This window comes from Rhizobium sp. SYY.PMSO (genome assembly GCF_046840415.1).
Classification (GTDB): Bacteria; Pseudomonadota; Alphaproteobacteria; order Rhizobiales; family Rhizobiaceae; genus Rhizobium.
This window is the reverse complement of sequence record NZ_CP177351.1, coordinates 1,452,641-1,465,184: the sequence shown is the minus strand read 5'-3', so window position 1 is coordinate 1,465,184 and position 12,544 is coordinate 1,452,641. Positions and strand designations below refer to the sequence as shown.

Sequence of the window (12,544 nt, the reverse complement as noted above, 5' to 3'; positions counted from 1 at the left end):
GCATGCGCGGGTGGCTCCGAGGGGTCCGCAGCCGCGCTTATGGGATGCGCGAAACAGCGTTGCTACAGTTCAGCCGATGCGCCCGCTCCGCAGAACGTGTTCCATACCGCTTTGCACATGCCTGGCGATGATGGCCTGGGCAGCGTCCACATCGCGCTTCAGCGCGGAGTCGAAAAGCAACTTGTGATCATCGGCCACGGCCTGGCCGCGAAAGCTTTTCGCCAACATGTGATACCGCAGAAACCGATCGAAGACCGAAGAGAGCGTTGCCATCAGTGTCGTCGAGTTGCAGGCGGAGACGATCGCCTGGTGAAACTCCCAGTCGTAGCGTACCCAGTCGATCGTCCGTGAAGCATCTCCCGCGAGCAGCTTGCGCTCTGCCGCAGCGAGCTTGTGGTGCGCAGCGACGACGCGGCCTTCCCATTCCAGCGTGCCGGCCGCAAAGGAAAGCGCGATTGCATGCGTTTCCAGTACGGTGCGGAGATCGGCGAGTTCTTCCAGTTCCTTGCGGGAGGCCGGGCTAACCTCGAAGCCGCGCTGGCCTTCGGCAAGCACCAGATTCTCCATGGCAAGGCGGCTGAGGATTTCACGCAGCGAGGACACGCTGATCGAGTAGTGTATTTTGGCCTGCTCCAGCTTGATCTTGGTGCCAGGCGCCAGCGCTCCCGAAATAATGTCCTGACGGATCTGCCGGAAGACAACATCGCTGATGGTCTCGGAAGCATCGGCTGCGGCATTGCCGGCCTGTTTTTCCGATTTACGTGGGGCTGCCATCGATTACTTCGCCTGTTTGACCGGGGAGGAGAGCAGCCCCTTGCCGAGCGCATGCTCGACGCCGCCCTGGATGTGGCGCTTCAGGATGTCCTTCGCCTTGGTGCTGTCACGCTTGAGAGCGGCGTCGAGCAATTGCCGGTGTTCCTGCTCGGCCACTCCGCCCCGATAGGAGAGCGCCACCATCTGATAGCGAAGATATTTGTCGAAGACGGCTGAATGCGTCTCCATCAAGAGCCGCGAGCCGCATGCCGCAATCAGCGCCTGGTGGAATTCCCAGTCATAGCGTTTCCAGTCCTCGGCCTGGCCGGTATCGCCCGAAGCCATGACGGCTTCCATACGTGCAAGCTTGTGATGGGCCGATACGAGCTGCGCCTCCCATTCCAGGTCACCCTGTTCGAAGGACTGCTCCAGCGCATGTTCTTCCAGAAGCAGCCTCAGCGCTGCGATCTCGCGCAGGTCCGCAATGGAAACTCTTGCGACCTCGAACCCTCGTTGCCCCTCGGCAACAACCAGTCCTTCCGATGTCAGCCGGTTGAGAATTTCTCTCAGGGTGCTGACGCTGGTCTCATAGGTCGCTTTCAAATTATCGAGTTTCAGCTTCTGCCCCGGAGCGAGTCGCCCAAAGATGATGTCCCTGCGTATCCGCTGGTAGTTGCTCTCGGCAACGGTTTCGGCCAACAAGTCGGTTTGCACGGCTTCCTCGGAGATTTTGGATTTTCTCATACATATTCGACTCGATCTTTTCAATGGGAAACATTCAAGTCGATCTCCCATTGGATCGCTTCCGGTAGCGATGCGCTGAAGGCGCCCGGCGCGACGGGCAAGCTTGAAACGGCCGAGCTTTGCGCATCCGCTTCAATTAGAGCGTTTCGGACTTGCGAAGGATTGTTCGCTGCCTTTCCAGCTTGGGCCGATGCCTCGACCGCTCAATAACCAGGCCAGGCTGATGTGAAGCGAGTCGGCAATTTCCCCGAGGTAGGCCGGATCGGGCTCGTCGCGGTCGTTCTCCCAGGATAGCCACGTCTGCTTCGGTACGGCCACGAGCAAAGCTGCATCCTCTGCGGAGAGCCCGCAGGCATCGCGTGCCAATGACATCCGGCCGCCGAGCGTGTCATCGGCTGCGAGCGCCCAGTCCGGCATCTGATTGCACATTCATGTCACCTCGATATGAAAAGAAACCCCGCCGCGGCACGGCGGGGCTGCAACGGGGATGTCAGCCTTCGTCGCCGACCCAGGCCTTCACCTGATCGGGATGATCCTTGATGTACTTGTCGACCGCCTGATCGTAGGAGGTCGTCTGCGCATTAAACATCGCCGCTTCCAGATCGGAGATCGGCAGTTTCATGCGCGACAGGAAGCCGGCCACCTTCGGATTTTCGGCGGCGAAGCCCTTCCTGGCGAGCACATCCACATGCTCCGCTTCGCCCAGAGACTTCTTCGGGTCGGCAATGTAGCGAAGCTTGTATTTGCCGAACATCCAGTGCGGGCTCCAGGAGGTTGCGACGAACCATTTTTCGCTGCGTATGTCACGATCGACCGTGGTCAGCATGCCTGCTTCGCTCGAGACTTGAAGCTTGTATTTATCGAGGCCGTAATCCTTGAGGGCCTTCTCCGAAAGCCGGGTCAGGCCGGCGCCGGGATCGATGCCCTGCACCGTGCCCGACAGCTTTTCCTGAATCTCCGGCTTCTTCAGATCCTCGATCGAGCCGATCTGGTCTTGCGGGATGTAGGCGGGCACCACCCAGCCGAGCTTTGCGCCGTCATAGACGGTGCCGAGGGTCTCCACGCGGTTCTTGACCTTGGCGTAGTAGTCAGCATGGGTCTGCGGCAACCAGGCCATCATCATGGCATCGAGATTGCCGCGGCTGACGCCCTGATAGAGCGGCGCGACATCGGTCTGCACGAGCTCGACCTTCTGGCCGAACTTGTCCGTGATCAGCTTGGCGGCGAGCTTCGTGACGAACTCGGCATCGGACCAGGCGGCCCAGCCGATCTTCACCGGTTTGCTGTCTTCAGCCATCGCGGCTGCGGTCATGCCGCTGCAAAGCGTGGCGGCAAGGCCCAGTGTTGCGAGTAACTTGAACATGGATGTTGCTCCTTTCAGGGAAGGTTCGCGTTTGGCGGTCGAGACCGCCTTGGTTTCAGGTGGAGGGTTCAGGCCGTGGCCGTCACCAGGCGCTCGCTTTCGCTCCTTCGGAAGAGCGATTGCAGCAGGGTGAGCCGGCGCGAGCCAAGGCTCTGGGTGATGCGGTCGAGAATGACGGCGAGGATGACGACAGCCAGCCCTCCTTCGAAACCGGTGCCGACATCGAGGCGCTGGATGCCCGTCAACACCGTATTGCCGATGCCGCCCGCGCCAATCATCGAAGCGATGACGACCATGGAGAGCGACAGCATGATCGTCTGGTTGATCCCGGCCATGATCGAGGGCATGGCATTCGGCAGCTGCACCTTGAACAGCAGCTGCGTCGAGGTGCAGCCGAAGGCATTGCCGGCCTCGATGAATTCGGGATGAACCTGGCGAATGCCGAGGTTGGTCAGGCGCACCACCGGCGGCATCGAGAAGATCACCGTTGCGATCGCACCCGGCACGGCGCCGAGACCGAAGAACATCGCCGCCGGGATGAGATAGACGAAGGCGGGCATCGTCTGCATCAGGTCGAGGATGGGGCGAACCGCGGCGGCGATCGCATTGCGGCTTGCCATGGCGATGCCGAGCGGCAGGCCCACGATCATTGCCATCAACGTAGAGGCGATGACGAGCGCCAGCGTCTCCATCATCGCGCCCCAGAGGCCCATATGATTGACCAGGAAAAGCGAGATGCCGGTGAAGGCGGCAAAGGCAAATCCCACCCGCCACAAAGACAGGAAGACGAAGATGGCGATGCCGACAGGCATCGGTATCGCGGTCAGCGCGCTCTGGATGGAGCCGGTGACGAAGCCGATGATTGCGGCAATGGTGTCGAGCGCGGGCGAAAAATTGTCGAGAATGTAATTGACGGCACTGTCGATGCCGTCGCCGATATCGAAGGTCATGGAATCTTCCGATTTGATTGGAGGTCAGCTTGCGCGGTCGAGCGTTTCGAGCAGCGCCGATTTGCTGATGGAGCCGAGATAGCGATTGCCGTCATCGACCACGGGCACGGGCCACGGGCTGGCCGCGACCTTGCCGAGAACGCCGGAAAGCGGCTCGGCGGCGGGGATGGGTTCTATCCCAGGAAGAAAGGCGCTGCGATAGGGATCGGCAGCGTTTGCACGCAGATTTTCGACAAGGGACGCATGGCTGACCATGCCGTGATAGGTCTTGTCGCGGCCGAGAATGATTGCATATTCCCGGTCGAAGTTTTTCATCCGCTCCAGCGCCGCCGCAGCGGAAACGCCCTGACGCTCGATGATCGTCACCTGGGTCTTGCGCGCGACATCGCCGGCCCTGAAGACCTGTGAAACGTCCACATTGCGGAAGAACGACCGGACATAGTCGTTGGCAGGACTCATGACGATCTCGTCGGGCGTACCCACCTGGATGACATTGCCGTTCTGCATGATGCAGATGCGGTCGCCGATGCGCATCGCCTCGTCGATATCGTGGCTGACGAAGACGATCGTTCGACTGTGCTGAGCCTGGAGGCGCACGAGCTCATCCTGCATCTCCGTGCGGATCAACGGATCGAGCGCCGAAAAGGCCTCGTCCATCAGAAGCACGGTCGGCTCATTGGCAAGCGCGCGCGCAAGGCCGACGCGCTGCTTCATGCCGCCGGACAGCTGATCCGGATGACTGTCGGCATAACCGTCGAGACTGACGGCCTCGAGCGCCGCCATCGCCCTTTGCCTGCGCTCCGCTTCGCCGACGCCGGCCACTTCAAGACCGAAAGCGACGTTGTTCAACACCGTGCGGTTCGGCAACAGCGCGAAGGACTGGAAGACCATGCTGATTTCGCCACGGCGCAGAGCGATCAGCTCCCGGCGCGGCATGCCGGTGATGTCCCTGCCATCGATTTCGATGGAGCCGGCTGTCGGTTCGATCAGCCGGTTGAGCAGACGCAGCAGGGTGGATTTGCCCGATCCGGAAAGGCCCATGATGACGAAGATTTCGCCGGCCCGGATATCGAAGCTTGCATCGTTCACTCCGACCGAGCAACCCGTCGCGGCGTGAATTTCCGATTTTGATTTGCCGGCGTGGATCAGGTTCATGGCCCTCGAAGGGCGTTCGCCGAAAATCTTGTAAATGTTCTTGAGACTGATTTTGGTCGAAGCCGGGTGCGCCGGCGCGTCATTTTCAGTTGCAAATGCCATAAAATCCTGGGCCTGCGACTCGATAGTCCAGGCATGCTCCTTGTTCTTGTTTATTCATCCGGGACGACAGCTGAAATCCGCAGATCCATGCGCTGTCTTCCAGTTTCCGATTCGACGATCAATCAGTCGGCAAACGGAGGTGTCGTTTTGTCGATCGATAAGCCGGGGAGGCGCGAAGGACGGCGAAAAGCAGACAAATACAAATGTTCCTGCTCACCGCAGGACCAGTTTATGTCTCAACACTCAGCAACGGCTTTTAGGATGGTAGACAAGGACTGTCTACAAAAAATTGAGATTATTTGGTCGCGCTGGTTGTCGCAAACAGGGCTTCGGGTCCCGCCGATATCATCATATGCTTCGAATGATTTGTCATCTCACGGAGGCTTGGCCATCTCTATGATGACTTAAAAAATTCATATTTATCAAATGATTATCTGAAAGTCAGATCCTCTCGAGGATACTGTCCGGCTGCTCGTCATCGAATTCACGTTTCCTCTTGGTAACCATAGCAGATACCGCCGGGGAACACGCCCATGCCTGGCGACTGGTTTTCATGCCTACTCGCATTCTGTCGCGAACCTGTTCGGGAACTTCCTGATTGAGCACTGTTCGAAAAGGCGAAATTCTCAAGAAAGCCATGGCGATCGCTACCGACGCGTAGCTGATTGCCAATCCGATCTTGGCCAATTAGCCTCGGCCTGTCGAATGTGCTGGGAACGTCATGCCTGAACCGATTACCGAACCTGATATTCCGCCGCTGGTGGAGCGGGCTTTCCAGCTAACCTCACTGTTTACCCTGAATAAGCCGGATGCGCGACGTTGGCCGATTGCATTGCGTGCTGCCGTGGCAATGGGGGTGCCGGCGGCAATCGGCTGGGTGGCCGGCGACCTGCCGGCAGGTCTGATGGCGACGATCGGTGGCTTCACTGCCGTCTACGGCAATGACCGGCCGTTCCTGAACCGCGCCATGCATCTTGGCGCGATCGCGATCTCATTTGCGCTGGTCGTCATGATCGGTGTGGCGGCAGGCAGCACGGGTTGGCTGACTATTCCGGTGGTCACGGTGATCGCAACCGCCGCCGCCTTCCTATGCAGCGCATTGAAAGTCTCGCCGCCCGGAGCGTATCTCTTCACGCTTGCGGTTGCGGCTGGCACGGCGATGGGTGCCGAAGATCTGGCATGGTGGCATGTGGGTACGCTCGTCTTTGCCGGCGGAGCCTTCGCCTGGACGTTGCATATGGCGGGGGCGATCTTTGCGCCACGCGGCCCTGAAGTTTTGGCTCTGAAATCGGCAGCCCGCGCAGTCGGCGATTTTCTCACCGCTGCGGCGACGCCGCGTGCCGACGCGGCAAGGCATCAGGCGGCTGCCGCGCTCCATCTGGCCTGGACGGTGCTGGTTAGCCAGCAACCCGTCCAGCCCCGGCCGAACGGAACATTGACGCGGTTGCGTGCCGAGGGCAGGGAGTTGCACATGATTTTCGCCGAGAGGGTCAATGCTGCACCAAGCGAGCCTGTCCCGCTGGTAAATGTCGAACGTGTGAGGGCAATCGCCGAGCAGGGGCCCAGACCGCAGGACGTCACCGATATGGGCCATATTCCGCTCGGCCGCGTCAGTGGCTGGCAATTGCTGAAGGAGAGCGCAAGACCCGGCGCGCAGGCATTCGAGATCGGTCTACGTGTGGCGGTAGCCTCGGCGGTCAGCGGACTCGTGGGCTGGGCGACGAACGTCGAGCATGCCTACTGGATCACCGCCGCGGCCGTCTTGATGCTTTACCAAGGGCTTGATCGGGCGACCACGCTGCAACGGGCAATCCAGCGGGTCGGCGGGACCCTGATCGGCACGGTTCTGGCCGGCGGAGTTCTGTTTCTGCATCCAGAAGGCCTTTGGTTCGCTGTGGCGATTGTCGTACTGCAATTCATCATCGAAATGCTGGTGCCCAGGAACTATGGACTTGCAGTCGTGTTCATCACGGCGATTGCGCTCACCATTGCCTCCGGCGGTTATCCCGTGACGGATATCTCACATCAAATCTGGGTCCGTGCGGAAGATACCATTCTAGGTTGCGCGATCGGTATCGCGGTGTTTATGCTGCTGGCGAAGCGTGGCATGACCCGGGCGATATCACGGGAATTGTTCCGGACCTGGGGTGCGATCGATTTGGTCACCCAGCATCTGGCAGCCGGCGATGCTGATACAACGGCGGCTCGCAGCGCCCGGCGTAATCTTCAGCATCATACGATTCTGTTGCTGCAAAGCTTCGATGCCGCCGTTGGCAGCAGCATGGAGAGCCGGGCTGCGGCCGAACCGCTCTGGCCGGCCGTCGTTGCTACCCAGCGCCTTGTCTACCGCCTGCTTGCCGCCGCCTGGCGGATCGACTCTGCGTCGGCGATGGGCGAGAATACTGCTCTGGCGAGAGAACTGTTCGGCAGAGACGGCGCGGCGCAGGTGCACAACGCGCTCGTCGGCATCATCAGCGCCCTTAACAAAGGGGCCGCGCTGCCGTCTGCGCCCGACGTTCCGGCTTTTCTCGAAGCGGAAATCCGGCTGCTCCGCAGCTCGATCGTCAGCGCGTCCAATAGAGCATGACGGGAGCTTTTGTCGCATACAACCCATTTCGCGAGTTCGATCAATCTGCAAGCCTCATCGTCGGACGGTTCGGCTCGATAGAAATTCAAGCCGTTTGGAACAAATCGTTGCGCCGTGCATTCATCGTGGTCAAATTGCTTAATAAGTGAATTTTCCTAAAAGTGGGTTTTCTGAATGTTGCAAAGAGGAATGCCAGGCCGCCGTGGGCGTTTGAAATCGGCGACTGATTCCCATCACCGGCGGCTCGATGCATTGAACAAGGAGTTCGCCATGTTCGAGGCACTCCCCTCCTATCGCAAATATCTGATTGCAACGCTTGCCAGCCGTGTGCGATTGGAGTCCATGCTCGAAGCCAGCGGAGTGGAAGCGCTGGTTCCGGATTGGGCGCAGCGCAGAATCGTTCCGCAGCTTCTGGAGGATCTCCACGATCTTGGCGGTGGCGCGCCCATGCCCGTTGAGGCAACGCGCAACCCGGTCGACATGGCCGCAATCGTCGGGACGCTTTACGTCCTGGAGGGCTCCGGACTGGGAGCAACGATCCTCCTGAAGCAGGCGGTCAAACTCGGTATGTCGGAGACGTTCGGAGCCCGCCATCTGGTCCGGCAGGTGAGCAATCAGCGATCGTGGCGAGACATGCTTCAAACGATCGAGACCACCCCTGTCAGCGACGAGGACGGCTGTGATCTTGCGGCGGTCACTGCCTTTGCGGTGTTCGAGAGCGACTATCGGAAGGTATTCGCCAATGACCTCTGAGACGGCTGTCGACCTCAGCGCATGCGATCGCGAGCCCATTCACATTCCCGGATCGATCCAGCCGCACGGACTTCTTTTGGTTGCCGAGCGAGAGACCGGCAAAGTCATCGGTGGCGCTGGAGCGATCGAGACCTATCTTGGCGACAACTGGATGGGCCGCTCGATCAGCGAACTCCTGGCACTCGATGTTCTTGGACATGCCGAGCAAGCACCGCGCGCAAATGAGATCATATTGGGAAAGCGAGAGATCGCTGGCGAGATTCACGACATACTTGGCCATGTGTCCGGCGATGTGATCCTGGTCGAGGTCGAGCCGGCACCGAGCGCGCAAGTGACGCCGGAACAGTCGCTTTCGAACCTCGACGCGATCGCCCAGGCGTTCGAAGCTGCGCCGGACATGGCAAGCCTTTTTCAAACGGCGGCCACGGCTTTTCGCAGGCTGACGGGATTTGATCGGGTGATGCTCTATCAATTTACCGAGGATGCCTCCGGCGTGGTGGTCGCCGAGGATCGCAACGAGGCCTTTCCGCCATTTCTCAACCATCATTTCCCCGCCGGCGATATTCCAAAGCAGGCACGCGCGCTTTATCTACGCAACCGCGTCCGCGCCATTCCGGATTCGGCATACCAGGCCGCACCCCTTCGCTGGGAAGACGGCAAGGCGCAGACCGTCGATCTCAGCGATGTGGCGCTGAGAAGCGTGTCGCCCATTCATCTGCAGTATCTGCGCAACATGGGCGTGTGTGCGAGCGCATCCGTTTCCATCATCAAGGACGGTATTCTTTGGGGCCTGATTGCCTGCCATCACGCCACGCCGCTGCGCATGCCCTTTGCCATACGTGCTGCGGCGACGGCTTTGGCGGGGAGTCTGGCGCGGCAAATCAAGGCCAAGGACGAGGCTCAGAATGCGCGGGAGCGGCTGAGGCTGAGGTCGCATGAAGACCGCCTGATCGAAACGCTTCAACTCAATGCTCCGCTGCAGACGCTTTTGGCGGAGGCCGCACCCAATCTGCGGCAGATGATGTTGGCCGATGGCTTTGCCGTCGTGACGGGAAAGACGCTCGTGGCACAGGCCGGCACAGTCCCCGAGCTGCCGGACCTTGCCATCCTGATCGAACTCGTGCTGCCGAGCCTGAGAGGCGGCATGTTCCATTCGCATCAATTCGGCAGAACGCCCGGTCTGCCCGGCGATCTGGTCGCTGTTGCAAGTGGCCTGGCGGTGCTCAGATTGTCGCTGGAGGAGGATCTGTTCCTCGTGTGGCTGCGAGCGGAGAAGGTGCAGGTCGTGGAATGGGCGGGCAACCCTCACAAGGGCGAGGCGCCGGCTGCAGCCGCGCCGCTAACGCCGCGCGCGTCGTTCGAGGCCTGGTCCGAGGAGGTCCGCGGTGTTGCGGCGATCTGGAACAACAATAAGATCGATGCGATACATCGCATCGGCCGCGTGATCAGCGAAAGCTATCAGCGTCAGCGCATCGCCGGGCTCAACCGCGAACTGGAGAAAACGCTTCAGCAAAAGGATGAACTGCTCAAGCAGAAGGATTTTCTGATGCGCGAGATCAACCATCGCGTCCAGAATAGCCTGCAGCTTGTTTCGACATTTCTAAAAATGCAGGCGCGAGAAACGCAGGACGCATCGATTGTCCAGCATCTTGACTATGCGCGCGCCCGCATTTCAGCCGTGGCGCTGGTTCACAGGCGGCTCTACTCGGACAACTATGTCGGATCGGTTGATCTGGCCCGCTATCTGAGCGAACTCTCCAACGAGCTCTTTCTGTCCATGGGAGAGGAATGGCGCAGCCGCCATACCAGCAACTTCGCTCCGGTGCTGATGGATGCCGACCGGGCGATCAATCTTGGCCTGATTTTCTCGGAGCTGATCACCAATGCAAACAAATATGCTTATGGCGGTGCTCCAGGGCCAACAAGCGCATGCCTTGATCATCATCTCAATGAAGTTCGCCTGATCGTTTCCGACAGCGGTGGTGGAAAGACGCGCCTGACCGCTGGTTTCGGCAGTAAAATGCTGCACGCCATTATCGTCGGTCTCGGTGGCGAGTTACAGGAAACCGACAACAATCCCGGACTGAAGACGATTGTGACGGTGCCTATCAAGTTCGGCTAGCTTGCCAGCGGGGAGGCGACCTTGCCACAAAGGGGCAGACGTCAGCCATGGGCCCGTCCGAATGCTCCTCCTTTTTCAGAAATCCTGCGATCCTGATCGAACTCGGGGTGCCGGGAAATACCGCACCCCGAGAATTTAGTGCAGCCATGCTGCCGGGCTTCGATCGAGCGGCCACGGCGAAGGACAGCGGGCTGCCTTCGCCGCGCCTGTCATAAAGCGCGGCGGCTGGTCGTGATGAGCAGATCCTCTTCCTCATCGCGCTGACGACCACCAAGCGCTGCGGCCGCAGATGCGATGAACGCACCGACCAGCAGCGACAGAGAGCCGACCAGCGCCGTTGTCGCCCCGGTCTTGCGGGCTTTGTCAGCCGCTTCCTTTGCCGCCGATTTTGCCTCGTCGATCTGTTTGAGGGTGGTGTCGACGCGGCTGCGTGCATCCGCGTCGGAGATGCCGGTGCGGGCAGCAATGAGCGTTGCAATATAGGATTTATCGGCTTCCGGAATCTGTCCGCTGGCAGCACCTTGCAACAGAATCCGCGAGATTTCGGCGGCCGCCGCGCCATTATCGGATTGAGCGCGGTCCGCCGCCTTCGCCGGCCGAAGCAGGGCGTCGGTGAAGTAGGCGGTCGAGCCCGAATTGTCCGACGGCGCTGCGGAAGCAGCGGCGGTAACCGCGGTCTTGGCAATCTGACCCGCAGTATTGATCGAGGCGCCTGTCAAGGTAGTTAACGAGGAGGCCAGAAAGCCCACCACGAAGACCGTCGCCAGAGCCCAGCTTAGAAACCCATGCGCCGTGTCGCGGAAGAACACCTCGTCGGAATGAACCTCAACCCATTTTGTGCGAAGCCGCCCGGTGAGGTAGCCGCCGATCGCCGACGAAAGCCATTGAACAACCACCAGCCAGATTGCCGCGGTAATGCCGACGGTCGTCGCGGAACTGCTCTCACCGCTCCATGGGGACACCATCGTGAGACCGACGCCCGATCCAAGCAGCAGCAGGATGAGGGCAATTCCCGTCGCGGCAAGTGCACCTCCAATGATCGGACCCCATACGATGGCGGGTTTGGAGGATTCGATAGGAACGGCTTCTCCCGGCGCGTTTTCGACTGCGGACATGGACGCCTCCTATCGCGTGAAGAGAACAAGAAGAATAACGATCGGCAACGGAATTCCCAGAAGCCAGAGCAGAATACCTCGACCCATTTGACTATCCTCCAAAGTTGAACTGATGCTCATTGGAACGGCGATCAAGGCGGTTTTGTTCCCGGCTCCTTGTTCGCGTTCTGCGCGAAAGCGGCCGATCTGGATTCGCAATGTTCGGGGAGATGCAACACGACGTTCCGGCAGCCTATGCCTCAGCTCGCCAGCAGCCTGTATTTTGGCGGCGGGAGCCCATTCGCGTTCTCATGCGGTGAACCGCAGTGGTTGAGGCTGAGGGAGGAAAAGCTGCCGACTGGCAACGGGAAAAACCGGAGGAACTCGCCGCTGATGAGACCGGCGGTTTCAGACCACACGAGACCATGCACTCGTTATGCCGGCCGGGGATCGCGGCACGCCCTTGATGTGAGGGAAGGGCGACACCGCCAAAACTGTGTCCGATAATTTTCAATGGGCATCAGACGGTTTCGCGGTTGTCGAACCCGTAGAAGGGAAGGGACCGGCAGCGCCGGCCCCCGAATGCAGGTTACCAGCCTTGCCGGCCGTACCAGTCGTCGACATCGGATTTGGCCCTGTCCTTGGCCAGACCATACCGCTCCTGGATCTTCCCTTCGAGTTGCTCGCGCTTGCCAGCGATCTGATCGAGATCGTCGTCCGTCAGCTTGCCCCACTGCTCCTTGATCTTGCCCTTTACCTGCTTCCAGTTTCCTTCGACACGATTCCAGTCCATGGGAAATCCTCCTTCTGGGTTGCATGAGGTCAATGCCCGAAAGCCGCATTTGTTCAGTTTTATTTCGCATCCTCCCCACGACGAGCGAGGCTGCATGATCAGCAATTCCTTCTGGAACCTCGCTGCCC

At 59.9% G+C, this 12,544-nt stretch carries 11 protein-coding genes; 3 read left to right on the top strand and 8 right to left on the bottom strand.

From position 1 onward, the window contains the following. Positions 1 to 69: 69 nt before the first annotated feature. The 6 genes from ACJJVH_RS33365 to proV form a co-directional block, all read right to left on the bottom strand. The gene (locus ACJJVH_RS33365) at positions 70 to 774 is read right to left on the bottom strand and encodes a GntR family transcriptional regulator (RefSeq protein ID WP_112794648.1); all 705 of its coding nucleotides are present in this window, start codon (positions 772 to 774) and stop codon (positions 70 to 72) included. 3 nt (positions 775 to 777) lie between these two features. Then, a complete protein-coding gene (locus ACJJVH_RS33360; protein ID WP_412066588.1) occupies positions 778 to 1,497 on the bottom strand; it encodes a GntR family transcriptional regulator in 720 nt (239 codons plus the stop codon). Positions 1,498 to 1,629: 132 nt separating this feature from the next. Next, positions 1,630 to 1,926: a helix-turn-helix domain-containing protein gene (locus ACJJVH_RS33355; protein ID WP_412066587.1), complete on the bottom strand. Its 297-nt coding sequence runs from the start codon at positions 1,924 to 1,926 to the stop codon at positions 1,630 to 1,632. 61 nt (positions 1,927 to 1,987) lie between these two features. Next, on the bottom strand, positions 1,988 to 2,860 hold the full coding sequence (locus ACJJVH_RS33350; RefSeq protein WP_412066586.1) for a glycine betaine ABC transporter substrate-binding protein: 873 nt from the start codon (positions 2,858 to 2,860) through the stop codon (positions 1,988 to 1,990). A gap of 68 nt (positions 2,861 to 2,928) precedes the next feature. Beyond that, a complete protein-coding gene (locus ACJJVH_RS33345) occupies positions 2,929 to 3,810 on the bottom strand; it encodes an ABC transporter permease (RefSeq protein ID WP_113360080.1) in 882 nt (293 codons plus the stop codon). 24 nt (positions 3,811 to 3,834) lie between these two features. Beyond that, entirely contained in the window at positions 3,835 to 5,067 is a 1,233-nt protein-coding gene (gene proV, locus ACJJVH_RS33340; RefSeq protein WP_112794652.1) for a glycine betaine/L-proline ABC transporter ATP-binding protein ProV, read from the bottom strand. Positions 5,068 to 5,827: 760 nt separating this feature from the next. On the opposite strand from proV, the gene ACJJVH_RS33335 reads away from it, so the two are divergent. From ACJJVH_RS33335 to ACJJVH_RS33325, 3 genes are all read left to right on the top strand, one after another. Next, complete coding sequence (locus tag ACJJVH_RS33335; protein ID WP_412066585.1) at positions 5,828 to 7,654, top strand: FUSC family protein; 1,827 nt, start codon at positions 5,828 to 5,830, stop codon at positions 7,652 to 7,654. Between the two features lie 270 nt (positions 7,655 to 7,924). Further along, a complete protein-coding gene (locus tag ACJJVH_RS33330; protein ID WP_162761029.1) occupies positions 7,925 to 8,407 on the top strand; it encodes a biliverdin-producing heme oxygenase in 483 nt (160 codons plus the stop codon). Further along, on the top strand, positions 8,397 to 10,529 hold the full coding sequence (locus ACJJVH_RS33325; protein ID WP_412066584.1) for a histidine kinase dimerization/phosphoacceptor domain -containing protein: 2,133 nt from the start codon (positions 8,397 to 8,399) through the stop codon (positions 10,527 to 10,529). The genes ACJJVH_RS33330 and ACJJVH_RS33325 overlap by 11 nt, the downstream gene beginning before the upstream one ends. A gap of 209 nt (positions 10,530 to 10,738) precedes the next feature. Here the strand turns inward: ACJJVH_RS33325 and ACJJVH_RS33320 are convergent, their stop codons facing one another. Beyond that, positions 10,739 to 11,644: a hypothetical protein gene (locus tag ACJJVH_RS33320; protein WP_412066583.1), complete on the bottom strand. Its 906-nt coding sequence runs from the start codon at positions 11,642 to 11,644 to the stop codon at positions 10,739 to 10,741. A gap of 568 nt (positions 11,645 to 12,212) precedes the next feature. Then, a complete protein-coding gene (locus ACJJVH_RS33315; RefSeq protein WP_112794658.1) occupies positions 12,213 to 12,416 on the bottom strand; it encodes a CsbD family protein in 204 nt (67 codons plus the stop codon). Positions 12,417 to 12,544: the final 128 nt, after the last annotated feature.

Coding starts and splice junctions, on each gene's coding strand:
- ACJJVH_RS33365 (WP_112794648.1), bottom strand. CDS start 774: ATGGCAGCCCCACGTAAATCGGAAAAACAGGCCGGCAATGCCGCAGCC.
- ACJJVH_RS33360 (WP_412066588.1), bottom strand. CDS start 1,497: ATGAGAAAATCCAAAATCTCCGAGGAAGCCGTGCAAACCGACTTGTTG.
- ACJJVH_RS33355 (WP_412066587.1), bottom strand. CDS start 1,926: ATGTGCAATCAGATGCCGGACTGGGCGCTCGCAGCCGATGACACGCTC.
- ACJJVH_RS33350 (WP_412066586.1), bottom strand. CDS start 2,860: ATGTTCAAGTTACTCGCAACACTGGGCCTTGCCGCCACGCTTTGCAGC.
- ACJJVH_RS33345 (WP_113360080.1), bottom strand. CDS start 3,810: ATGACCTTCGATATCGGCGACGGCATCGACAGTGCCGTCAATTACATT.
- proV (WP_112794652.1), bottom strand. CDS start 5,067: ATGGCATTTGCAACTGAAAATGACGCGCCGGCGCACCCGGCTTCGACC.
- ACJJVH_RS33330 (WP_162761029.1), top strand. CDS start 7,925: ATGTTCGAGGCACTCCCCTCCTATCGCAAATATCTGATTGCAACGCTT.
- ACJJVH_RS33325 (WP_412066584.1), top strand. CDS start 8,397: ATGACCTCTGAGACGGCTGTCGACCTCAGCGCATGCGATCGCGAGCCC.
- ACJJVH_RS33320 (WP_412066583.1), bottom strand. CDS start 11,644: ATGTCCGCAGTCGAAAACGCGCCGGGAGAAGCCGTTCCTATCGAATCC.
- ACJJVH_RS33315 (WP_112794658.1), bottom strand. CDS start 12,416: ATGGACTGGAATCGTGTCGAAGGAAACTGGAAGCAGGTAAAGGGCAAG.